Origin of the sequence: Tabrizicola soli, from assembly GCF_015999335.1 — a bacterium.
In the GTDB taxonomy this organism is placed as follows: domain Bacteria; phylum Pseudomonadota; class Alphaproteobacteria; order Rhodobacterales; family Rhodobacteraceae; genus Tabrizicola; species Tabrizicola soli.
Map to the genome: position 1 here is coordinate 1 of NZ_JAEACP010000026.1, position 20,847 is coordinate 20,847.

Here is a 20,847-nt window from a genome sequence, read left to right on the forward strand (position 1 = left end):
ACCGCCCGCATATCCCTTCATTCATCCAATTTTCAAAGAGCTACCCGCAGACAAAAAACTTGCGATACACCAGCTACCTGGCGTATCCCTCGCGCCTTGCCTCCAGATTTTCCGAACCTCAGCGCCGCATCCCGCCGCTTCCGCCCGTCGCCGCCGCGTCTCCGCTTCGGTGAGGCGGTATTTACGAATACCAACCAAAACCCGCAAGAGGGAAAATGACAGGAAGATGACGATTCTTTGGAAGCCGCCATCTTCCCCTGCGATTTCATATACTTAAACAGAACCTCCGGTCATGCCTGCCGGGTCGTGGGTCACATTTCCCCCCGCGATCGTCAGGGCGATTCCGGTCCGGCCCAGCGAATCCGGGGGAATCGACTCGATATCGCCGTCGATCAGCACCAGGTCGGCCGCGAATCCGGGCGCGAGCCTTCCCGTCAGGCCTTCCATATGCGCGGCGCGGGCGCCTCCGGCGGTATAGGCGCGCAGCACCTCCATCAGTCCGACCCGCTCATCCGCCGCACCTTCGAAGGGCACCCGGGTCAGCGCGGCCTGGATTCCCCGCATCACGCTGACATCCGTCACCGGCCAGTCGGAAGCGAAGGCCAGGGGCGCGCCATGCTCGACGAGCGTCTTCCACAGATAGGCGTCCTGCCAGCGGTGGCGGTGGAAGACATGGTCCATCGTCGACATCGGGAAATCCATCGCCCCCGGAGGATGCGGCGGCTGCACGCTGGCGGTGATCCCCAGCGCGCCGAGTCGCGGCACGTCGGCCCGGTCGATCAACTCGATATGCTCGATCCGGTGCCGGCTGTCGCGCTTGCCGTTCGCCTTCTGCGCCGCCTCATAGCCGTCGATCGTCTGCCGCACCGCCCCGTCGCCGATGGCATGGACGGCGATCTGCAACCCGCGACGGTCGATTTCGACACAGATCTCGTCGAACCGCTCCGGCGGGAACAACGGCGCGCCCCGTTCGGTCGTGCCCGGATAGTCCTGCAGCATATAGGCGGTGCGGCTGTCGACCACGCCGTCCATGAACATCTTGACGAAACCGCTCGTCACCCAGTCGCCCCGGAACTCCGCTGCCATGGCGCTGGCGCGCTCCAGCTCGGACAGCTCCATATGCGGCTTGAAGTGGAAGGGCACCTTGACCCTTGCCGTCAGCCGTCCCTCCGCCGCCAGCTCCTGCAACAGGACACAGGTGTAGCGGTTGCCGTCCATGTTCACCATGCTGGTGATCCCGTGCATCGCGCAATGCGCCAGGCCGGCGACGATCTTCTCCTTGTCCTTCGCGCGCTGCGCCGCATCGGGCCAGGGCTCCGGCTCGCCCCCGGTGGCGATGCCCAGCTGCAGGTGCAGGTCGCCGGTCAGCGCCAGCACCGGGCTGAACGCCTCGAACTCCAGCAGCTCGCCGGTCGCGGTGCCGTCCGCGCCCATCACCACCACATGGCCCTGGGGCATTTCGGCCCCGTGCAGGATCCCCGCCGCCTGCAGCGCCGCGGTGTTGGCCCAGACCGTATGGTGATCCGGCGACATCATCGCGATGGGCCGGTCCGCGATCACCCGGTCCAGATCGTGCCGCGTCACCGGATGCTCCAGGATCTCGTAGGCGGCCCCCTGCGCCATCAGGAGCGGCAGGTCCGGATTCTTCGCCGCATAGGCCCGGAAGAGGCGCGCCAGTTCGTCGAAGCCCTGCACCCCGCCCAGCTGCAACTGCGTCAGCTCGTTGCCGCCCAGCACCAGGTGCAGGTGGCTTTCGACGAAGCCCGGCAGCAGCGTCCGTCCCCCGGCATCGACCACGCGCGTCGAGGGCCCGGCCAGCGCCTCCACCTCGGCCCGGCTTCCGACCGCAAGGATGCGGCCCGCCCCCAGCGCCACCGCCTCGGCGCGCGGCCCGGCCTCGTCCATCGTCAGGACCTTCGCATTGGTGATGATCGTCTCTGGCTGCATCTTCCAGCTTCCTCTTGGTGCAAATATTCCGGAGTCCGGGACGCCCCTGGGGTCAGCCCCGGGCGACCCGCTCTGCCATGACACACAGCATCTCGAACATCAGGCTGATCCCCAGCCAGGCCGTCCCGCCGCTCGCATCGAACGGCGGCGAGACCTCGACCAGGTCCGCGCCCACCACATCCAGCCCCCTGAGCCCCCGCGCGACCTGCAGGGCCTGCCACGAGTTCGGCCCGCCCACCTCGGGGGTCCCGGTGCCGGGCGCGAAGGTCGGGTCCACGAAGTCTATATCATAGGTCACATAGACCGGCGCGGAGCCCACGATCTCCCGCGCCTCGGCCATCACATCCTCGGCCCCGCGGGCGTGGAACTCGGCGATCGGGATGATGCGGATGCCGTTCGCCTCGGCGAAATCCCAGTCCTCACGGCCATAGGCGGTGCCCCGGATGCCGATCAGCACATAGCGCGAAGGCTCGATCAGCCCCTCTTCCACCGCGCGGCGGAACGGAGTGCCGTGGTTATATCGCGAAGTGCCGAAATAGACGTCGTTCAGGTCGGTATGGCTGTCGAACTGGATCATCCCCACCGGCCGCGCCTTCGCCACCGCCCGCAGGATCGGCAAGGAGCACAGGTGATCGCCGCCCCCGGTCAAGGGTCGGATCCCCGCCGCGACGACGTGGGTATAGAAGGCCTCCATCCGCGCCATCGAATCCATCAGGTCGCCCGGATTGGGCGCCACATCCCCAAGGTCGGCGCAGCGCGCCAGCTCGAAGGGCGCCACCCAGGTCGCCCCGTTCACCGCCCGGATCATCGTCGACAGGTCGCGCAACTGGCGCGGTCCGTGGCGCGCGCCGGGGCGGTTCGTCGTCCCGCCGTCCCAGGGCGCGCCGATCAGACCGATCTCGACCTCCGCAAAGCGCGGATGCCCGAAACCGACATGCGGCAGGCGCATGAAGGTCGGCACTCCGGCAAAGCGGGGCAGGTCAAAGCCCGAAACGGGCCGAAAGAACGCATCCATCACCGCAAGCTCCCTGAGTCACGCTGGCATCTGATCATCCCTGACCGCGCCTGTCAGGCCGCAAAGCGACACCGGGTCGGGGGAAACCCGCCGCCCGGCCAAGGCGACCCTTGACCGGCCTGCCGCGATTCCCCCTTATCGGGGACAACCGTCCAAGGAATACGAAATGTTCTCCAAGACCGCCGACCCGACCTCCGCCCCCGCCCAACCCCGCAACCAGGGTCCGGGGGGCAATACCGGACGCTCGGTCCTCGGTGCCGATCTGCGCATCACCGGCGAGATCACCACCACCGGCTCGGTCGAGGTCCTGGGCGAGATCGACGGCAACATCACCGCCAACGGCCTGATCGTCGGGCATGAGGGGCGGGTGACCGGCTCGGTCACCGCCCAGACGGTCGAGGTGCGCGGCAAGCTTGACGGCAAGGTCACCTGCGAGAACTTCACCCTCCGCGCCTCGGCCGAGGTCAAGGCCGACATCACCACCGGCGGCATCATCATCGAAAGCGGCGCCCGGATCGAGGGCCGCTTCCTCAAGGCCAAGGGCTAGCGGACCGGCGGGATCGAATAGGTCAGGCTCGCCCTGGCAACCGGCTCGGCCTGGCCCTCGCTGCGCACCAGCACATCGCCGACCGCCAGACTGCGCCCCAGCTTCAGAAGCCGCGCCTCGCCCAGAAGGTCGCGCCCGGCCACCGGCTTGCGCATGAAGTCGATGGAAGAATTCGTCGTCACCGCCAGCGCCACCGGCCCGATCCGGCTAAGGATCGCCAGATACATCGCCACATCGGCCAGCGCAAAGATCGACGGGCCGCTGACCGTCCCGCCCGGCCGCAGGTGCCGCTCGGCCACCTTCAGCCGCAGGAGCAGACCCTCCGGCCCCACGCGCTCCACCGCGAAATCCTGCGCCACCTGGCCGAATTCCCGCTCCAGAAAGCCGCTCAGCCCTGCGGTGTCCAGTCGAAGCTCCATCATCCCCTCTCCTCTCCGGCCCGGAAACGCAGCAGGAGCGCCGCGATTGTCCAGCCGGTCAAAGCCATCGCCAGACAGGCGGCATAGACGGCCACCGGCCCGCCCGCCACCAGCATCCAGGCTCCCAGCGCCGGGGCGACCGCGCTCGCCAGGATCGGCGACATCGCCACCGCGCCCGAGATCGTGCCGAACCCCTCGCGCCCCAGGATCTCGGCGATAAGCACCGGCCGCAGGATCGACATCAGCCCCGCCCCCGCGCCCTGTGCCAGCGCGAAGCCGAAGACCAGCACCGGCGCCAGCCCCGCCAGCCACAGCACCGCACTCGCCGCGACCACCCCGCCCAACGCGATCAGCGTGGCGCGGGCATTGCCGGCCCGCGCCTCGCCCAGCATGAACAGAAGCCGCCCCGCCACCTGCGACGGCCCGATGCAGGCCGCCGCCGTCGCCGCCATCGCCGGACCCGCACCCCGGTCGGCGAACAGTTCCAGCACATAGGTGATCAGCACGCCATGGTTCAGCCAGATCAGCCCGAAACAGGCCACCAGCGCCCAGAAGGCCGGCCGCCGCAGCGCCGCCGCCAGCACGCCGGACGGAGCGGGGACGGGAGCAGCCCCCGCCCGCTCGCGCCGCCGCAGGCTCCGCACCGCCCAAAGATTGCAAGGCATCGCCAGCAGCGTGACGCCGACAAAGACCGCAAGCCCGCCCTGGCCGCCCAGCCGCTCGCCGACCCAGTGGCCCAGCGGAAAGGCCAGCGTTCCGGCAAAGCCCGCGACCAGAGTGACCCTGGTGATCGCCGCCCGCGCGCCTCCGCCCAGCCTGCGGGTCAGGAAGGCGAAACAGGTCTCGTACAGGCAGCCCGCCTGCGCCACGCCCACCAGTGCCCAGGCCGCCAGCCAGACGGCGGGCGTCGGCGCCAGCGCCATCCCCGCGACGCCGAGGGCCGCCAGCACCGGCCCCCAGACCAGCATCTCGCCGCCCAATCCCCGGTCCACCAGCCGCCCGGTGACCACGGTGAGGCTCGCCATGATCAGGAAGGCCAGCGACGGCCCCAGCGCGAGGGTGGCCTTGGACCAGCCCGTCGCCGCCTCGAGCTCGGGCAGAAGCGCCGGGAAGGCATAGTAGGACCCGGCATAGACCACCGTCTGGCCCACCGCCAGAAGCCAGACCGCCGCCCCGCCCCCCTCGCCGGCGCCCGACGCCTGCGTGCCTGATCCCGCTCTGGCCAAAGCTTACCAGTTCCCTAACGCCCGCAGGCAAGCCCTTGAAATTCCACAGGCCGGGCGTCACAACCCGTAGATCTCGCCGAACTTGGCCTCCAGATAGTCCAGCAGCGGCCCCTCGTCCGGCTCGAACCCGCAGGCCCGCCGCACGACATCCCGCGGCTCGTAGAGCCCCCCATGCCGCTGCAGCCGCTCCCGCAGCCACCCCGTCGCCGCGCTGACGTCCCCCGCCGCCATCATCCCGTCCAGCCCCGGCACCTCGGCCCGGAGGGCCTTCACCAGACAGCCCGCATAGACGTTCCCCAGCGAGTAGGTCGGGAAGTAGCCGAACAGCCCGCAGGACCAGTGCACGTCCTGCAGCATCCCGTTCGACGGCCGGTCCACCGCCACGCCGAAATCGGCCCGGAACCGCTCGTTCCACGCCGCTTCCAGATCGGCCACGTCCAGCTCGCCCCTGATCAGCGCCCGCTCCAGGTCGAACCGCATCATCACATGCAGGTTGTAGTGCACCTCATCCGCCTCGGTGCGGATATAGCCCGGATGCACCCGGTTCACCGCCCTGTAGAAGCCTTCCGCATCGCCGATCCCGAACTCGCCGAACACCTCCCGCATCCGGCCGTAGAGCCAGCCGGTGAAGGCCCGGCTGCGGCCCAGCTGGTTCTCGTAGGACCGGCTCTGGCTCTCATGCACCCCCATCGACACGCCCTGCCCGATGGGGGTCAGCGCGAAAGCGGGGTCGATCCCCTGCTCGTAGGCGGCATGGCCGACCTCATGGATCGTCGAATAGAAGCAGTTGAACGGGTCGGTCTCCGAGACCCGCGTGGTGATCCGCACGTCATGCCCGGAGCCCGAGCTGAACGGATGCACCGCCAGATCGACCCGCCCCCGGCTCCAGTCATAGCCGAAGGCCGTCGCCAGCTCGCGGCTCAGCGCAAGCTGGTCCTCCTGCCCGAACCGGCCCACCACCCCGTGTGGAGCCTCGGCCCCCAGAATCTTCTCCCGCAAGGCCACCAGACGCGGCCGCATCGCGTCGAACATCGCCGCGATCGCTGTCCCGGTCATGCCCGGCTCGTAATCGTCGACCAGCGCGTCATAGGGATCGCCGCCCGCCGCCAGCGCCCCGCCTTCCTCGCGCTTCAGTTCCACGACCTTGCGTAAGGTCGGCAGGAACCCCGCCACATCCTCGCGTCCCCGGCACTCGGCCCAGATCCCCTGCGCCAGCGAGGTGACGCGGGCGATCTCCTCGGCCAGCCGCGCCGGCACCTTCATCGTCCGGTCATAGGATCGCCGGATCTGCCGCAGCTGCGCCGCGCCCACCGCATCCGGCGCAACCGCCTCGGCCAGCCAGCCGGCAATCCGCGGGTCGGTCCGCCGCGCATGCAGCACCGCTTCCAGCGCCCCGATCTCCTCGGCCCGCTGCCCGGCGGCGCCCTCGGGCATCACCGTCTCCTGGTCCCACCCAAGCCGCCCCGCGACCTGAGCCAGCGCCTCGGTCTGGCGCTGGAAGGCCATCAGATCATCATACGCGCTCATGCCGTGCCCTCCCGGATCGACCCCGCCACGGGATATTGTGCCAGATGCCGTGCCCGCAGGATCAGCACCCAAAGGATCACCGCCCCGATCTGATGCGTGATCGCGACATGCGCCTGCGCCACGGTAAGCACCGTCGCGATGCCGAAGCCCATCTGCACCAGCAGCATCGCCAGCATCTGATGGAACGCCGCCCGCGTCGCCTGATGGCTGGACTTGCGCCCGCGCAGCCAGACCACGATGCCGAAGGCCAGCAAGAGATAGCCCGACATCCGGTGGATGAACTGCACCAGACCCGGGTTCTCGAAGAAGGCATGCCACATCGGCAGCGTCCCCCCCTGCCCGTCCGGCACATAGAAGGCATCCGCCGGGAAGAACTCGCCGTTCATCAGCGGCCAGGTCGGGAAGGCACGGCCCGCATCGATCCCGGCCACCAATGCGCCCAGCAGGATCTGCAGGAAGGCGAAATGCATCAACCCGGTGGCGAGGCCGAAAAGGCGCGCCTCCCGCCCGCGCCGCGCGGTCATCAGCGCCGCCTCGGACCGCCCCAGCAGGAAGACATACCAGGCGATGAAGCCAAGGATCACGAAGGCCAGCCCCAGATGCGTCGCCAGACGGTAGCTCGCCACGTCCAGCATCGCACCCGTCAGGCCCGAGGAGACCATCCACCAGCCGATCGCCCCCTGCGCCCCACCAAGGGCACCCAGCAGCAGCAAGCGCCCGGTCCAGCCCGGCGGGATCTGCCGCGCCAGCGCAAATCCCAGGAAGCCCGCCAACCAGACCAGGCCGATCAACCGGCCAAGCTGGCGATGCCCCCATTCCCACCAGTAGATGGTCTTGAAATCCTCAAGGCCCATCCCCTTGTTCTGCAGCTGGTATTCCGGGATCGCCTGGTATTTCTCGAACTCCGCCTGCCAGCTTGCCTCATCCATCGGCGGCAGCGCGCCCGTCACCGGCTTCCATTCCGTGATCGACAGGCCCGAATCCGTCAGGCGCGTGAGGCCGCCGACCGCGATCATCGCCACGACCAGAAGGAACAGCGCGACCAGCCAGATCCGGATCCCGCGCCGCGCCCCCTTGGATCGCGCGTCGATTCCCCCCCCGACCGGAGGCGCCGGGACCGCATGCCCCTCGCCCACCTCTTCGAAAATGCTGCGCTTTCCGGTCATGGCTCACCTGTTCATTGCGCCCGGACAGTATGCCTGCCCCGGATGGCCTTCAAGGCCCCGCCATTTCACATCGGCCCGAATATCCCCGGCGGAGGCGCCGCCCCCTGCCGCCGGGCGCGCGCCATCCCCCTCCGCGCAACGCAAGGTAGGGTGGGCAATATTGCCCACCTTACGCCTGCGCCTCAGCCCAGCGGGGCGAGCAGGGATTTCAGCGCGGAGAGCGGGTCCTCGGCCGACCAGATCTCCTCGCCCACCGCGAAGAAGTCGGTCACCGGGCCGAAGCGGGCGACGAGTTCGGAGGTCAGCGCGCCCTCGGCGATGACCGGGACCTCGATCACCTCGGACCACCATTCGAAAAGGTCGAAGGGCGCCTGGCTGCCGTCGCCGAGCGCCGTGGCCCCGATCGGCCCGAAGGCGACGTAATCCGCCCCGGCCTCTCCCGCCGTCATCCCGTCATGCTTGCTGCTGCCGCAGAAGGCGCCGACGATGGCATCGGCCCCGAGATCCTTGCGGGCGCTGCGGACATGGCGCGAGCCGTCGGTCAGGTGGACGCCGTCAAGACCCAGCCGCTCGGCCAGGATCAGGTGGTTGTCGATCACCACCGCCACGTCGCGGGCATGGGCCGCCTCGCGCGCGGCATCGGCGGCGCGCATCAGGATGTCCTCGTCCCTTGTGCCGAGCGAGAGGCGCAGGCAGGCGATTTCGGCCCCGTCGAGGACCCGGCCGATCCGGTCGGCGAAAGTGTCGGGGTCGAAGGCGGGGGGCGTGATCAGCGTGATCTGCGGGCGGTCGTCAGCGGCCATTCCTGGGGCTCCGGTCTTGCTCTCGCGGCCGGTCTAGCAGCCTTTCGCCGGCTTGGCGAGGGCGGGGCCTTGCTTGCCAGGGGGCCGGGGCTGGCCTATCTGGCGGCAAGGTTTCCGCGAAAGGTGGCGCATGCTCCCCCCTCATACCGTTCCCCCGGTCTTCATCCTGGTCCGGCCCCAGATGGGCGAGAACATCGGCGCGGCGGCGCGGGCGATGCTGAACTTCGGGCTGGAGCGCATGCGGGTCGTGGGACCCAGGGATGGCTGGCCCAACCCGAAAGCCGTCGCGATGGCGAGCGGGGCAGGGCGGGTGCTGGACCATGCCGGGCATTTCGCCGACCTGGCCGGGGCGGTCGCGGACTGCGACTTCGTCTTCGCCACCACCGCCCGGGGGCGGGAGCTGGTGAAGGAGGTCGTCACGCCGGAGCGGGCGATGGAGATGACCCGGGCTCTGGGGGCGGAGGGGAAGCGGGTCGGCGTCCTGTTCGGGCCCGAACGGGCGGGGCTGGAGAACGAGGACATCGTGCGGGCCAATGCGATCGTGACCGTGCCGGTCAACCCGGAGTTTCCCTCGCTGAACCTTGCCCAGTGCGTCCTCCTTCTGGGCTACGAATGGCAGCGGCAGGGGGCGGGAGTTCCCCCTTCGGTGATGGAACTGGCCCGGACCGACTTTGCGAGCCGCGAGGAGGTGGAGCGGTTGGGAGACCACTTCGAGGAGCGGCTGGCAGCAGCGGGGTTCTTCTTTCCCGAGACCAAGGTGGAGGGGATGAAGGCCAACCTGCGGAACATGTGGGGCCGGCTGGGGCTGACGCGGGCCGAGGTGCAGACCTTCCACGGCATGCTGCGGCAGATCGCGTACAAGTTGAAGCAGCAGGGCGACTGAGGCGGATTGTCCAGGCGCGGCCAAGTTTCAAGGTCAATAATGTCACGGTGTTTCAAACGCTGTCCCACTGGGCAGTCCCGGCAAGCGGCACCCCAACCCGGTGTAATCGGGATTGTGGCAACTTTGCCGATTACACCGTGCGTGCAGCACGTTCACAGGTTTGGCCGAATTGCCATGCAGTATACCTCCGGGAATAGTCCGATAGAGCAGCAATCGGCGCATCGGCGATTGCCCCAACCCCAGCGGGAACCAGATGGCCGGACGTCTTTTGGAAATCGATGCCTTGCGCGGGATAGCCGCTCTGGCGGTGGCGTTTGTCTTCCATATCCATCATCTGCTGGGGTATTATCGGACAGGTCCGCTGGACGGCCTGCCACTCTTTTCGTGGCTTCACGACTATGGGTTCGTGCTCGTCGACCTTTTCTTCGTGATCTCCGGTTTCATCTTCGCCCATGTCTATCTTCCCGACGGACGGCTTAAGACCGACGCCCGCACTTTCGCCGCGGCGCGTTTTGCGCGGCTTTATCCTCTGCATCTCGTCACGCTTCTGGCTGCGGCGGCCGTCCTTGCGGCGGGACCATCGGCAACGGCAGAAGGCTGCTGCAACGACGCTTATCACTTCGCTCTCAACCTGGTGATGTTGCAGGAGACGGGACTTAACGAGGGCATGAGTTTCAACACGCCCTCCTGGTCGATCTCGGTCGAGGTGTTGTGCTATGTCCTTTTCTATCTTGTCGCCGCCCTGGCGACGACCCGGTTCTGGCATCTTGCCTTCGTCCTATGTGCGGCCGGCCTCCTTGGCACAATGTCGGGCGATGCGCAGCTCGACCATATCGCGCGCGGAGTGTGTGGCTTCTTTGCGGGAACCCTTGCCTATCGGCTTCGGTCCATGACGGTCGGCATCTGGCTGGCCTTGCTCCCGACCGGATTCCTGGTCGCGGATCTGGTCCCCGGCCTTGCGTTCGGCGCCGTGCTGGCTGTGACCTCCTGGCCTGCAGCGGTAAATCTGGCGCGCCGGGTCGCCTTGCTGCGATCCCCCGCGCTTGTCTGGCTGGGGGATCGCAGCTATTCGATCTATCTCATCCACTCCCCGCTTTACATGGCGATCAACGTCCTGGTCTTTTCCGGCGAAGCGGTTCCGCCATCCTTGACCGTTCCGCTGATGCTGGTGGGCTGGGTGCTGCTTCTTGCACTGGCGGATCTCAGTTTCCGGTATCTTGAAAGCCCCGCCAGGCGCGCATTGACGCAAAGACTGCTCCGGGCCCGTCGCAACAGCCGCAGTCCCGCATGATGCAGGGATCTTGCCGACGGTGGCGTGCGGGCCTTGGCCGCTTTGGTCCACCTGGGCTATCATGGCCCGATAAAAAACGCAGATGGCGGGCAGGATCATGAGACAAGAGGCGAGCGGCGTGGCTTTCACGCGGCGCGGGGCAATGCTGGCGGGGGTGGGGGCGGTGCTCTCGGCCTGCGTCGGCGTGGCGCGCAGCGGCGGAGGCTACCGGGCGGCGGACCCGGCCCCCAGGGCGGTGCCGGATGCCGGGTGGGATGCCTGGGTGAGGGGATTCAAGGGGCGGGCTGCCGCGCGGGGGATCTCTCCGGGCGTCGTCGATACGGCCTTCCGGGGGGCGGGGTTCCTGCCGGAGGTGATCGAGAAGGACCGCAACCAGACCGAGTTCAAGCGCAGCCTGGAGGATTACCTGAACATCGCCGCCTCAGACGAGCGGGTGAGCCTGGGCCGCCAGAAGTTTGCGCAATATGGCGGCGTGCTATCGGCCATCGAGAACCGCTACGGCGTCGAGGGCCATGTCGTTGCGGCGGTCTGGGGGCTGGAGAGCTTTTTCGGCACAAGGCGCGGAAATGTCCCGGTGATCAGCGCGCTCTCGACGTTGGCCTACGAGGGGCGGCGGGGCGCGTTCTTCGAGGACCAGCTGGTCGCGGCGCTGAAGATCCTGCAGGCGGGGGATGTCTCGGCGGCAGGCATGACGGGAAGCTGGGCGGGGGCGATGGGACATACCCAGTTCATCCCGACCTCCTACCTTGCCTATGCGGTGGATTTCACCGGCGACGGGCGGCGCGATATCTGGAGCGAGGATCCTTCGGATGCGCTGGCCTCGACGGCGGCCTATCTGGCGCGTTCGGGCTGGACGCGGGGACTGCCCTGGGGGATGGAGGTCACGCTGCCCGCGGGCTTCGCTCCAGGGCTGCTGGGCCGGGGCAAGGGCCGCCCGGCCGCGGACTGGGAGGCGCGGGGCGTGCGCTCGGCGGATGGGCGGGCGCTGGCGGGCGGGTCGATCATCGCCGGGGGCGGGCCGTATTTCCTGCTGACGCAGAACTTCGCGACGATCCTGCGCTACAACAACGCGCAGAATTACGCGATCGGGGTCGGGCATCTGTCGGACCGGCTTCTGGGCCGGGGCGGGGTGCGGGCCGCGTTCGGGCCGGACGCCAGCGGCATGACCAAGGCGGACCGGCAGGAGTTGCAGCGCCTGCTGACGGCGCGGGGATTCGATACCGGCGGCACGGACGGGGTGATCGGGGCGAAGACGGCGGCGGCGATCGGGGCATATGAGGCGAGCGTGGGCCTGCCGGTCACCGGCGAGCCCTCGCTGGAGTTGTTGCGCCGGTTGCGCTGAAGCGGAGGCGCAGGGTGGGTGAATCACCCACCCTACTCGACCGCCCGGACATGCGCGGTGCGGATCACGCGCTCGCAGTGCTGGGCCAGGACCTTGCGGTTCTCGAAGGCATCCACCGGCACCTCGGGATGGAAGATCACCTCCACCTTGCCCTGGCGGGGGGTGGCCAGCACCTGCAGAAGGTGGCTGGCGAAATCCATGTCCCCCCACCAGCCGTAGTGCCGCCGGTCCGCGCCCTCGGGCGCATGGAGGATCACGGTCACCGGCTGGATATGCATCGAGCGCACCAGGGCGGGCTCGAAGAAAGCCTGGAAGAGCGTGCTCTTGAACGGCAGCACCCGGATCGCATCGGTGCTGGTGCCCTCGGGAAAGAACAAAAGCCGGTGCCCGGCATGAAGCCGCACCTCGAAGACCTGCTGCTGCCGCTTCGCCTCTACCCCCTTGCGCGCTATGAACACCGTCCCCGTTGCCCGGGCGAGCCAGCCGATTCCAGGCCAGGCGGCGACCTCGGCCTTGGCGACGAAATAGACCTGCTGCACCGCGTTCAGCACGAAGATGTCCAGCCAGCCGGCATGGTTCGCCACGATGGCGCCCGGCGCCGCCATCGGCCGCCCCTGCACCACCAGCGGCAGGCCAAGCGCCCGGAGCACGAAGCGGCAGACGCCCTGCGTTATCCGGGGCGTGACCGGACGCGCCTGACCGTAGAGCGGCCATTCCACCAGCCGCACCAGCAACAGGACCAGAAGCCCGCCATAGGTGGCAAGGCCGATCAGCCCGCCACGCCAGGCCACGCGGAACCAGCCCAGGGGTCCGATTCGCTGGCGTGGCGGCGGGACGTCCTGCCAGCCGCTCACGCCTGGCCCTTCTTGCGGATGTAGAAATCGCGGTGCCGGGCCGACATCTGGCCAGTATCCATCACCAGGCAGACATCGGTGGTGTTGAAGGGCCGGTCGACCCAGGCCCCGTCGCCGACAAAGCCGCCCAGCCGCAGATAGGCCTTGATCAGCGCCGGGATCGCCGCCATCGCCGTCTTGCGGTCCAGCTCTGCCGCCGGGATCAGGTCCATTTCCAGCCGCTCGGGCGGCAGGGCGCGGACCCGCATTCCGGGCGGCGCGAGGTGGTGGTGGTAGAGCCAGGACAAGGGGCCGGCGAGGGCCACCGGATCGGTGCCGTGGAAGCTTGCCACTCCGAACAGGACCTCGATCCCGCGCTCGAGCACATAATCCGCCAGCCCGTTCCACAGATGGAACATCGCCGTCCCGCCCCGGTGGTCGGCATGGACGCAGGAGCGGCCGAGTTCCAGCAGCCGCCGGCCCGAGGCCAGGAGCGGCCCCAGGTCATATTCCGATTCCGAGTAGAACCGCCCCGTCTCGGCCCGCCGGTCGCCCGGCAGCACGCGATAGGCGCCGATCACATGCGCGAGGCTTGCCGGATCGACGCGGCGATCCACCAGCACCAAATGGTCGAACCAGGGGTCAAGCTCGTCCCGCTCCAGCCGGGCGGCGTGATCGACCAGCGGCCCGTCCCCGCCCAGTTCCGCCACGAAAACCTCATAGCGCAGGCGCTGCGCCGCCGTCAGATCCTGTGGCGTGGTCGCGATCCGCACGAGGTAGGGAGAGTCTTCGGCTGTCATCTCTGGTCGCTTCAGGCTCGGGCCCGTCTGACTTAGCCAGCCCCCCGCCGCAATGCAACCACTTGCGGTCCGGGCGGAAAGGCGGAACAATTCACGGTTGAGATGTCCCGGTCGGTTCGCCTATAGGCGGATCAACCCGTTACAGGAACCAGTGCGATGTGTCTCAGGTCGATCACCACCTTGCCGGCATGCTCGAAGTTCACGGTGATCCGCGCGCCCACCACCGACTGGACCTGACCCAGGCCCCAATCCGCCTGCTCCGGGTGGCGCACCAGCATCCCTGGCTCCAGGAACGACTGCATCCCTTATTCCTCACTGGACATCCGATGACCGACCGACCCGATCTTGCCGCCCTGATCGCCTCGCGCATCTGCCATGACCTTATCAGCCCGATCGGCGCCATAGGCAACGGGGTCGAGCTTCTGACGATGGAGCCCGGCGGCCAGCGGCCCGAGATCGCGCTGATCTCGGAAAGCGTGACCAATGCCAATGCGCGCATCCGCTTCTTCCGCATCAGCTTTGGCGCGGCCTCCGGCGACCAGCGGATCGCCCGGTCCGAGGTCCTTTCGGTGCTGACCGACCTCACCCGGGGCGGCCGGGTGAGCTATGCCTGGACCTCGGCCTCGGACCTGTCGCGGCGCGAGGTGCGGCTAGTGTTCCTGCTCTTGCAATGCCTGGAGAGCGCGCTGCCCTATGGCGGCAAGGTGAGCGTGACGTGGGGTGAGACGGGCTGGCAGGTGCTGGCCGAGGCGCCGAGGCTGAAGGCGGATCCGGCGCTATGGGAAGTGCTGACCGAGCCACGCGCGCCTGCCGGGATCGGGGCGAACCAGGTGCATTTCGCGCTGGTGCCGGACGAACTGGCCCGGCAGGGGCGGGGGCTGATCACCGAGATCGGCGAGACGACGATCCGGCTGACGTTCTAGAGCAGGTGACGCAGGCGGGTCTGGATGAAGGGGATCAGCCCCCAGACCATGCAGATCACCATCATCGGCACGAAGACCAGGTTGCGCAGCAGCATCGGCCAGCCGTCGGTCAGGGGCAGGATAACCGCCTGAAGCAGGCTGACGAGGGGATAGACCCCGAGAAAGACGAGGAACGCGAAGCGCAGCCGCGACGGCGCGCGGGTTCGGGCTTGATTTTCCGGCATGTGAGTCCTTAATGAAACGGAGTGTTCCGTTTATATGAAACGAGACGTTTCGTTTCGCAAGGGGAAAATGTCTGAAACCCGACCCCAGCTATCGGAAGCGCGCAGCTCGGTCGGCGCGCGCCGGTCCGAGGCGACGGAAGCCGCCGTGCTGGAGGCCTTCGCCGCCTTGCTGGCCGAAGTCGGCTATCCGGCGATCACGATGGAGGCGGTGGCGCGGCGCGCCCGGGCCGGCAAGGCCACGGTCTACCGCTGGTGGCCGACCAAGGCGCATATCGCCCTGTCGCTGATCTCGAAGGCGAAGATCGAGATTCCCGCGCCGCGAGGCCTTTCGCTGCGGGAGGACCTGATCGACTACATGACGCGCGTCGTCGGGCTGTGGCGGGGCGACGCGGGCCTGCCGGTCGGCCTGCTGGTCCGGCACTGCTATGCCGAGGCCTGGTCCGACCCGGAACTGGCGGCGGCCTTGCAGGCGGAACGGCGCGAGCGCTGGACGATGCTGAACGCCATCATCGAGGCGGCGGTCGGGCGGGGGGAATTGCCGCCCGGGACCGACCTGGCGCGGGCCAAGGACTTCGTGATGTCCTGGCCGTTCTACCTGCTGATGACGGACCGGCTGCCGGCGCCCGACGAGATCGCGCGCATGGTCGACGACACGCTGGACGGGCTCAGGGCCGGATCGTCCCGTCGCCCGTCACCAGGTATTTGAAGCTGCACAGCTGCTCGGCGCCCACGGGGCCGCGGGCGTGCATCTTGCCGGTGGCGATGCCGATTTCCGCGCCCATGCCGAACTCGCCGCCGTCGGCGAACTGGGTCGAGGCGTTGCGCATCAGGATCGCGGAGTCGAGCCGGTCGAAGAAACGCTGCGCGGTGGCGTCGTTCTCGGTCAGGACGCTTTCGGTATGCTGGCTGCCGTATTTGCGGATATGGGCGATGGCCTCGTCCACCCCGTCCACCAGTTTCGCGGCAATGATCATGTCAAGGAATTCGCGCCCGAAATCATCGGGTTGCGCCTTCTTCGTACCGGGGATCTTCAGCAACTCGCCCTCGGTGCGGACCTCGACGCCGGCCTTCAGCAGGTCCTCGATCAGCACGGCTCCGTGCTTCGTATAGAACTGCCAGTCGATCAGCAGACACTCGGCCGCGCCGCAGATGCCGGTGCGGCGGGTCTTGGCGTTCAGCACCACCTTGCGGGCCTTCTCAAGGTCGGCGTCGCGGTCGGCGTAGATGTGGCAGATGCCTTCCAGATGAGCGAAGACCGGCACCCGCGCCTCGCGCTGCACGAGGCCGACGAGGCCCTTGCCGCCGCGGGGGACGATCACGTCGATATGGTCGGTGGCCTGAAGCATGGCGGTGACCATCTCGCGGTCGCGGGTCGGGATGAACTGGATCGAAGTCTCGGGGAGGTTGGCGGATTTGAGGCCCTCGACCATGCAGGAATGGATCGCCTCCGAGGTCTCGAAGCTTTCGCTGCCGCCGCGCAGGATCACGGCATTGCCGGATTTCAGGCAGAGCGCGCCAGCGTCGGCGGTGACGTTCGGGCGGGACTCATAGATCACGCCGACGACGCCCAGGGGGGTGGCGACGCGCTGGATGTGGAGGCCGTTCGGACGGCCCCATTCCGCCAGGATACGGCCCACGGGATCCTTCTGCTCGGCGATCTGGCGCAGGGCATCGACGATCCCGCGCAGGCGGTTGTCGTCGAGGCGCAGGCGGTCGAGCATGGCCGGGGTCAGGCCCTTCTGCGCGCCGGCGTCGAGGTCGAGGGTGTTCGCGTCGAGGATTTCCTGCCGCCGCCGCCAGACCGCATCGGCGGCGGAGATGAGGGCGGCCGCCTTGCGTTCCGAGGAGGCGCAGGCGAGTTCGGCGGCTGCCGCGCGGGCCTTGCGGCCGATTTCGGTCATCAGGTCGGTGAACTGGCCGTCCATTGTCTCGCTCCGTCTCATCCGGGGCCAAAAGTTTTCGAAAACTTTTGCAAATTCCTTCGAAGGAATTTGGCCCCTCACACCACCATGTCGTCCCGATGCACCAGCGCCGCGCGGCCCTGGTAGCCGAGGATCGCCTCGATCTCGCTGGACCGATGCCCCGCGATCTTGCGGGCCTCCGCCGAAGTATAGCGCACCAGCCCCTTGCCGAGAACCACGCCCTCGGGCGACAGGATCGCCACCGGCTCGCCCCGGCCGAAGCTGCCGGTGACCTTGGTCACGCCAGCGGGAAGCAGGCTCTTGCCCGCACGCAGCGCCGTCACCGCGCCCGCGTCCAGCATCAACTCGCCCTTCGGCTTCATCGCGTTGATCCAGCGCTTCCGCGCGACATGCGGGTCGGCGGCGGGAACGAACCAGGTGCGCGTCGCGCCCTCGGCCAGGGCCTTCAGCGGCCGCAGCGTCGAGCCCTCCATGATCGCCATGGCGCAGCCGCCCGCCACGGCGGTCTTGGCAGCCAGAAGCTTGGTCTTCATCCCGCCCTTGGACAATCCGCTGATCGGATCGCCTGCCATCGCCTCGATCTCGGGGGTTATCGTGTCCACCACGTCGAAGCGGGTGGCGGCGGGGTCTTCCTTCGGGTTGGCGGTGTAGAAACCGTCGACGTCGGAGAGGAGCACCAGCTGGTCGGCACCCACCGTCACCGCGATCTGCGCGGCCAGCCGGTCGTTGTCGCCGAAGCGGATCTCATCCGTCGCCACCGTGTCGTTCTCGTTCACGATCGGCACGACGCCGAGGCCGAGGAGGGTTTCCATCGTCGCGCGGGAGTTCAGGTAGCGGCGGCGGTCCTCGGTATCCTCCAGCGTCACCAGCACCTGCGCGGTGGTGATGCCGTGCGGAGCAAGGACCTCCTCATAGGCGCGGGCGAGGCGGATCTGACCGACAGCGGCGGCGGCCTGCGATTGTTCCAGGGTCAGCACGCCGGGCGGCAGGTCCAGCACCTTGCGGCCCAGCGCGATCGAACCGGAGGAGACCAGCACCACATCCGTGCCGCGCGTCTTCGCCTCGGCGACGTCCAGCGCCAGCGCCGAAAGCCAGTTCTGCTTCAGCCCGGTGCGGCGATCGACCAGCAGCGCCGAGCCGATCTTGACCACCAGCCGCTTCGCCGTCCGGACATCGGGCGCAGAAAGGGTCAGGGCTGCCATGCGCCGCGTTCCTCCTCGGGCTCCTCGGCCTTGATCGTGGCGTAAAGCGCGCGCAACACCTCGGGCAGGCCCTTGCCGGAAACGCCCGAGATCACATGCACCGGCCCGCCCGAGGCCTTTTCCAGCGCGCGGCGCCGGTCGCTGACCTGTTTCGCATCCATGGCGTCGGTCTTGTTCAGCGCCAGGATCCGGGGCTTGTCGCCAAGGAGGTCGGAATAGGCCTCAAGCTCGGTCACGATGGTGCGGTAGTCCCTGGTGATCGTGGAGGAGGTGCCGTCGACGAGATGCAGAAGGACCTTGCAACGCTCGACATGCGCCAGGAACTGGGTGCCAAGGCCACGACCTTCCGAGGCGCCCTCGATCAGGCCAGGGATATCGGCCATGACGAATTCATGCCCGTCGATCCCGACGACGCCGAGGTTCGGGACCAGCGTCGTGAACGGGTAGTCGGCGATCTTCGGCCGCGCGTTCGAGACGGCGGCGAGGAAGGTGGACTTGCCGGCATTGGGCAGGCCCACCAGCCCCGCGTCGGCGATCAGCTTCAGCCGCAGCCAGATGGTGCGCTCGATGCCTTCCTGGCCGGGGTTCGCCCGGGCGGGTGCGCGGTTGGTCGAGGATTTGAAGCGCAGGTTGCCCCAGCCGCCGTTGCCGCCCTCGGCCAGGCAGACGCGTTGCCCCGGTTCGGTCAGGTCGGCGAGTACGGTCTCCTCGTCCTCGTCCAGGATCTCGGTGCCGAGGGGGACTTTCAGGACGATGTCGTCGCCCGACTTGCCGGTCTTCTGGTTGCCCATGCCGGGCTGGCCGGACCTGGCGAAGAAATGCTGCTGGTAGCGGTAGTCGATCAGGGTGTTCAGCCCCTCGACCGCTTCGGCCCAGACGCTGCCGCCATGGCCTCCATCGCCGCCGTCGGGGCCGCCGAATTCGATGAACTTCTCGCGCCGGAACGAGACGCAGCCGGCCCCGCCGCCGCCCGAGCGGATGTAGACGCGTGCGAGGTCGAGGAACTTCATTGCCTTGGCTTTCGGGAAGGGGTCAAGGGTCAGGGGATACAGGAAGCGGCGCGGATGCTCAAGCGGGCGGTCGGGGCAGGGCGCGGGCGGAGGGTGGATGGTTCACCCCCCTGCCCTTATGCTTCGGATCCGGCGCGACCGCAGGCTTCAGACCGGGCGGTCCTGTCCCAGCTTGCGGATGTAGGTCCAGGTCGGCACCGTTTCCCCGCGCGCGACCGAGAAGCTTTCGGCATCGCCCAGATACTGGAAGCCCGCATTGGTGAGGACCCGGGCCGAACCCGGATTGTCCTGGAAGGCCTCGGCGAACATGGTGGAGTTCTTCTGCGGATTCGCCGCCACCAGCGCCTGCACCGCAGCCGAGGCGATGCCGTGGTTCCAGAAGGCGGGCGCGACCCAGAAGGCGACCTCGGACTGGTTGCGGTCCATCTTCTTCAGGCTGATCACGCCAAGGACCTCGGGCAGGTCCGAAACCGTGCCATCCATCACCCAGATGTCCTCATCCGCGCCGGGAGCCATCGCCCGGGCACAGAAAGCCTCGGCCGCGCCGGGGGGAAGCGGATGCGGGATGCCCTGGGTCGCCTCGGCCACGCGCCTGTCGCCTGCGTAAAGCGCGAACAACCCCGCGTCGGACTTGCGCACCGGGCGCAGCGTGAAATGTTCGGTCGGAATCTCGACCGGAGCGGCGAACTTCTCCAGGATCATGGCTCCCCTCCTTTGAAGCACATGTGGGGATTGCAGACTGGCCCCGCAATCGCCCGATTCTTTGACCGTTTCGCGCCGGATTGACGGCAGTTTGCGCCAGACCCCGGCAAGCCCCCGGAAACAGGCAGGGGGACCGGCCCTTCGGCCGATCCCCCCTTCTACAATCCGATTGTAAAGGTTCGGCTTACTCGGCTGCCTCCGCGACCGGGAGAACCGAAATGAAGGTGCGGCCCTTGAGGCCCTTCTTGAAGGTCACGCGGCCTTCGACCGTCGCGAAGATGGTATGGTCGGTGCCCATGCCAACACCCTCGCCCGGGAACCACTGGGTTCCGCGCTGACGGCAGATGATGTTGCCCGGAATGGCGAGCTGGCCGCCGAACAGTTTCACGCCAAGGCGACGACCGGCCGAGTCGCGGCCGTTGCGGGTAGAACCGCCTGCTTTCTTCTGTGCCATGGGGGCTTACTCCTGCGCTGCAGCGGCCTTGGCGGCGCGCTTCGGTTTCTCGGCCTTGGCGGTGCCCGGCGCTTCATGCGCGGCGACGCGGGCTGCGGCGGTGCCGGTGGCGGCCTTGACGCCGGTCTTGTCGGCGCCGGTGGCGAGGACCTCGGTCACACGGACCAGCGTCAGGTGCTGGCGGTGGCCCTTGGTGCGCTGCGACGAATGCTTCCGGCGGCGCTTGACATAGTGGATGGTCTTTTCGCCCTTGATCTGGTCGATGACCTCGGCCTGGACGGCCGCGCCGGCAACCAGCGGCGCACCGACGGTGGTGTCGACCATCAGGATGTCGTTGAACTGGATCTTTTCACCAGCGACGGCATCAAGCTTTTCCACGCGCAGAACGTCGCCCGCCTGCACCTTGTACTGCTTTCCGCCGGTCTTGAGGACCGCAAACATGGGTCTTTCCTTTTCTTGCTCCGCGCCCTGTGGCCCCCTTCACGGGTGTTGCCGGGTTTCCCCGCCTCGGACAGCGCGCCCGTTCGGGCGTCATGAATGAATAGGCCCGGCGAGAGTCGCCACTCGCCGGGATGCGCGCTTATGCGTCGAACCCCGGTGGCTGTCAAGCG

23 protein-coding genes are annotated in these 20,847 nt (G+C 68.1%); 6 read left to right on the forward strand and 17 right to left on the reverse strand.

The features are described from left to right. Positions 1–273 precede the first annotated feature (273 nt). Together I7S92_RS19985 and speB are read right to left on the reverse strand one after the other, a co-directional pair. Positions 274–1,947 (reverse strand): amidohydrolase, encoded by a 1,674-nt coding sequence (locus I7S92_RS19985; RefSeq protein ID WP_197647281.1) that lies wholly within the window; start codon positions 1,945–1,947, stop codon positions 274–276. A gap of 52 nt (positions 1,948–1,999) precedes the next feature. Then, positions 2,000–2,965: an agmatinase gene (gene speB / locus I7S92_RS19990; RefSeq protein WP_197647282.1), complete on the reverse strand. Its 966-nt coding sequence runs from the start codon at positions 2,963–2,965 to the stop codon at positions 2,000–2,002. A 163-nt stretch (positions 2,966–3,128) separates the two neighbouring features. Between speB and I7S92_RS19995 the strand changes: the two genes are divergently transcribed. After that, complete coding sequence (locus I7S92_RS19995) at positions 3,129–3,509, forward strand: bactofilin family protein (protein ID WP_197647283.1); 381 nt, start codon at positions 3,129–3,131, stop codon at positions 3,507–3,509. On the opposite strand, the gene I7S92_RS20000 is transcribed toward I7S92_RS19995, so the two are convergent. From I7S92_RS20000 to I7S92_RS20020, 5 genes are all read right to left on the reverse strand, one after another. After that, positions 3,506–3,928, reverse strand: a complete 423-nt coding sequence (locus tag I7S92_RS20000) for a PaaI family thioesterase (protein ID WP_197647284.1) — start codon at positions 3,926–3,928, stop codon at positions 3,506–3,508. The two genes, I7S92_RS19995 and I7S92_RS20000, sit on opposite strands and share 4 nt — an antisense overlap. Continuing rightward, positions 3,928–5,154: an MFS transporter gene (locus I7S92_RS20005; protein ID WP_197647285.1), complete on the reverse strand. Its 1,227-nt coding sequence runs from the start codon at positions 5,152–5,154 to the stop codon at positions 3,928–3,930. Before I7S92_RS20005 ends, I7S92_RS20000 begins: the two co-directional genes overlap by 1 nt. Before the next feature lie 57 nt (positions 5,155–5,211). After that, the gene (locus I7S92_RS20010) at positions 5,212–6,681 is read right to left on the reverse strand and encodes a carboxypeptidase M32 (RefSeq protein WP_197647286.1); all 1,470 of its coding nucleotides are present in this window, start codon (positions 6,679–6,681) and stop codon (positions 5,212–5,214) included. After that, positions 6,678–7,847 carry a heme A synthase gene (ctaA, locus tag I7S92_RS20015; RefSeq protein WP_197647287.1) on the reverse strand — a complete coding sequence of 390 codons (1,170 nt, stop codon included), beginning with the start codon at positions 7,845–7,847 and terminating at the stop codon, positions 6,678–6,680. The genes I7S92_RS20010 and ctaA overlap by 4 nt, the downstream gene beginning before the upstream one ends. 182 nt (positions 7,848–8,029) lie before the next feature. After that, positions 8,030–8,650 carry a thiamine phosphate synthase gene (locus I7S92_RS20020; RefSeq protein ID WP_197647288.1) on the reverse strand — a complete coding sequence of 207 codons (621 nt, stop codon included), beginning with the start codon at positions 8,648–8,650 and terminating at the stop codon, positions 8,030–8,032. Between the two features lie 130 nt (positions 8,651–8,780). On the opposite strand from I7S92_RS20020, the gene I7S92_RS20025 reads away from it, so the two are divergent. The 3 genes from I7S92_RS20025 to I7S92_RS20035 all read left to right on the forward strand — a co-directional run bounded on the left by I7S92_RS20025 (position 8,781) and on the right by I7S92_RS20035 (position 12,166). Next, positions 8,781–9,533 carry an RNA methyltransferase gene (locus tag I7S92_RS20025; RefSeq protein WP_197647289.1) on the forward strand — a complete coding sequence of 251 codons (753 nt, stop codon included), beginning with the start codon at positions 8,781–8,783 and terminating at the stop codon, positions 9,531–9,533. A gap of 253 nt (positions 9,534–9,786) precedes the next feature. After that, positions 9,787–10,824, forward strand: coding sequence for an acyltransferase family protein (locus I7S92_RS20030; RefSeq protein ID WP_197647290.1), 1,038 nt, complete (start codon positions 9,787–9,789; stop codon positions 10,822–10,824). A 97-nt stretch (positions 10,825–10,921) separates the two neighbouring features. Then, positions 10,922–12,166 carry a lytic murein transglycosylase gene (locus I7S92_RS20035; protein WP_242070308.1) on the forward strand — a complete coding sequence of 415 codons (1,245 nt, stop codon included), beginning with the start codon at positions 10,922–10,924 and terminating at the stop codon, positions 12,164–12,166. 32 nt (positions 12,167–12,198) lie between these two features. Here the strand turns inward: I7S92_RS20035 and olsA are convergent, their stop codons facing one another. From olsA to I7S92_RS20050, 3 genes are all read right to left on the reverse strand, one after another. Continuing rightward, positions 12,199–13,020: a lyso-ornithine lipid O-acyltransferase gene (olsA, locus tag I7S92_RS20040; protein ID WP_197647291.1), complete on the reverse strand. Its 822-nt coding sequence runs from the start codon at positions 13,018–13,020 to the stop codon at positions 12,199–12,201. Next, positions 13,017–13,799 (reverse strand): L-ornithine N(alpha)-acyltransferase, encoded by a 783-nt coding sequence (gene olsB / locus I7S92_RS20045; protein WP_197647292.1) that lies wholly within the window; start codon positions 13,797–13,799, stop codon positions 13,017–13,019. The genes olsA and olsB overlap by 4 nt, the downstream gene beginning before the upstream one ends. A gap of 131 nt (positions 13,800–13,930) precedes the next feature. Then, entirely contained in the window at positions 13,931–14,101 is a 171-nt protein-coding gene (locus I7S92_RS20050; RefSeq protein ID WP_197647293.1) for a DUF3553 domain-containing protein, read from the reverse strand. Between the two features lie 24 nt (positions 14,102–14,125). Between I7S92_RS20050 and I7S92_RS20055 the strand changes: the two genes are divergently transcribed. Further along, a complete protein-coding gene (locus tag I7S92_RS20055) occupies positions 14,126–14,722 on the forward strand; it encodes a histidine phosphotransferase family protein (protein ID WP_197647294.1) in 597 nt (198 codons plus the stop codon). Here I7S92_RS20055 and I7S92_RS20060 read toward each other — a convergent pair. Beyond that, positions 14,719–14,946 carry a putative antibiotic biosynthesis monooxygenase gene (locus I7S92_RS20060; RefSeq protein WP_197647295.1) on the reverse strand — a complete coding sequence of 76 codons (228 nt, stop codon included), beginning with the start codon at positions 14,944–14,946 and terminating at the stop codon, positions 14,719–14,721. The genes I7S92_RS20055 and I7S92_RS20060 overlap by 4 nt on opposite strands. 67 nt (positions 14,947–15,013) lie before the next feature. Between I7S92_RS20060 and I7S92_RS20065 the strand changes: the two genes are divergently transcribed. Further along, a complete protein-coding gene (locus I7S92_RS20065) occupies positions 15,014–15,652 on the forward strand; it encodes a TetR/AcrR family transcriptional regulator (RefSeq protein ID WP_197647296.1) in 639 nt (212 codons plus the stop codon). Here the strand turns inward: I7S92_RS20065 and I7S92_RS20070 are convergent. From I7S92_RS20070 to rplU, 6 genes are all read right to left on the reverse strand, one after another. Beyond that, on the reverse strand, positions 15,612–16,871 hold the full coding sequence (locus tag I7S92_RS20070) for a glutamate-5-semialdehyde dehydrogenase (protein ID WP_197647342.1): 1,260 nt from the start codon (positions 16,869–16,871) through the stop codon (positions 15,612–15,614). The two genes, I7S92_RS20065 and I7S92_RS20070, sit on opposite strands and share 41 nt — an antisense overlap. 74 nt (positions 16,872–16,945) lie before the next feature. Continuing rightward, positions 16,946–18,070: a glutamate 5-kinase gene (proB, locus tag I7S92_RS20075; RefSeq protein WP_197647297.1), complete on the reverse strand. Its 1,125-nt coding sequence runs from the start codon at positions 18,068–18,070 to the stop codon at positions 16,946–16,948. Further along, the gene (gene obgE / locus I7S92_RS20080; RefSeq protein ID WP_197647298.1) at positions 18,058–19,080 is read right to left on the reverse strand and encodes a GTPase ObgE; all 1,023 of its coding nucleotides are present in this window, start codon (positions 19,078–19,080) and stop codon (positions 18,058–18,060) included. The genes proB and obgE overlap by 13 nt, the downstream gene beginning before the upstream one ends. A gap of 147 nt (positions 19,081–19,227) precedes the next feature. Beyond that, positions 19,228–19,782, reverse strand: a complete 555-nt coding sequence (locus I7S92_RS20085; protein ID WP_197647299.1) for a GNAT family N-acetyltransferase — start codon at positions 19,780–19,782, stop codon at positions 19,228–19,230. 184 nt (positions 19,783–19,966) lie between these two features. Beyond that, positions 19,967–20,236 carry a 50S ribosomal protein L27 gene (gene rpmA, locus I7S92_RS20090; RefSeq protein ID WP_197647300.1) on the reverse strand — a complete coding sequence of 90 codons (270 nt, stop codon included), beginning with the start codon at positions 20,234–20,236 and terminating at the stop codon, positions 19,967–19,969. Positions 20,237–20,242: 6 nt separating this feature from the next. Further along, a complete protein-coding gene (gene rplU, locus I7S92_RS20095; RefSeq protein WP_197647301.1) occupies positions 20,243–20,677 on the reverse strand; it encodes a 50S ribosomal protein L21 in 435 nt (144 codons plus the stop codon). Positions 20,678–20,847 lie beyond the last annotated feature (170 nt).

Bases quoted from the DNA above. Each gene is read 5' to 3' on its own strand.
- I7S92_RS19985 (WP_197647281.1), bottom strand. From the start codon at position 1,947: ATGCAGCCAGAGACGATCATCACCAATGCGAAGGTCCTGACGATGGAC.
- I7S92_RS19995 (WP_197647283.1), top strand. From the start codon at position 3,129: ATGTTCTCCAAGACCGCCGACCCGACCTCCGCCCCCGCCCAACCCCGC.
- I7S92_RS20000 (WP_197647284.1), bottom strand. From the start codon at position 3,928: ATGGAGCTTCGACTGGACACCGCAGGGCTGAGCGGCTTTCTGGAGCGG.
- I7S92_RS20010 (WP_197647286.1), bottom strand. From the start codon at position 6,681: ATGAGCGCGTATGATGATCTGATGGCCTTCCAGCGCCAGACCGAGGCG.
- ctaA (WP_197647287.1), bottom strand. From the start codon at position 7,847: ATGACCGGAAAGCGCAGCATTTTCGAAGAGGTGGGCGAGGGGCATGCG.
- I7S92_RS20020 (WP_197647288.1), bottom strand. From the start codon at position 8,650: ATGGCCGCTGACGACCGCCCGCAGATCACGCTGATCACGCCCCCCGCC.
- I7S92_RS20025 (WP_197647289.1), top strand. From the start codon at position 8,781: ATGCTCCCCCCTCATACCGTTCCCCCGGTCTTCATCCTGGTCCGGCCC.
- I7S92_RS20030 (WP_197647290.1), top strand. From the start codon at position 9,787: ATGGCCGGACGTCTTTTGGAAATCGATGCCTTGCGCGGGATAGCCGCT.
- I7S92_RS20035 (WP_242070308.1), top strand. From the start codon at position 10,922: ATGAGACAAGAGGCGAGCGGCGTGGCTTTCACGCGGCGCGGGGCAATG.
- olsB (WP_197647292.1), bottom strand. From the start codon at position 13,799: ATGACAGCCGAAGACTCTCCCTACCTCGTGCGGATCGCGACCACGCCA.
- I7S92_RS20050 (WP_197647293.1), bottom strand. From the start codon at position 14,101: ATGCAGTCGTTCCTGGAGCCAGGGATGCTGGTGCGCCACCCGGAGCAG.
- I7S92_RS20055 (WP_197647294.1), top strand. From the start codon at position 14,126: ATGACCGACCGACCCGATCTTGCCGCCCTGATCGCCTCGCGCATCTGC.
- I7S92_RS20060 (WP_197647295.1), bottom strand. From the start codon at position 14,946: ATGCCGGAAAATCAAGCCCGAACCCGCGCGCCGTCGCGGCTGCGCTTC.
- I7S92_RS20065 (WP_197647296.1), top strand. From the start codon at position 15,014: ATGTCTGAAACCCGACCCCAGCTATCGGAAGCGCGCAGCTCGGTCGGC.
- I7S92_RS20070 (WP_197647342.1), bottom strand. From the start codon at position 16,871: ATGGACGGCCAGTTCACCGACCTGATGACCGAAATCGGCCGCAAGGCC.
- proB (WP_197647297.1), bottom strand. From the start codon at position 18,070: ATGGCAGCCCTGACCCTTTCTGCGCCCGATGTCCGGACGGCGAAGCGG.
- obgE (WP_197647298.1), bottom strand. From the start codon at position 19,080: ATGAAGTTCCTCGACCTCGCACGCGTCTACATCCGCTCGGGCGGCGGC.
- I7S92_RS20085 (WP_197647299.1), bottom strand. From the start codon at position 19,782: ATGATCCTGGAGAAGTTCGCCGCTCCGGTCGAGATTCCGACCGAACAT.
- rpmA (WP_197647300.1), bottom strand. From the start codon at position 20,236: ATGGCACAGAAGAAAGCAGGCGGTTCTACCCGCAACGGCCGCGACTCG.
- rplU (WP_197647301.1), bottom strand. From the start codon at position 20,677: ATGTTTGCGGTCCTCAAGACCGGCGGAAAGCAGTACAAGGTGCAGGCG.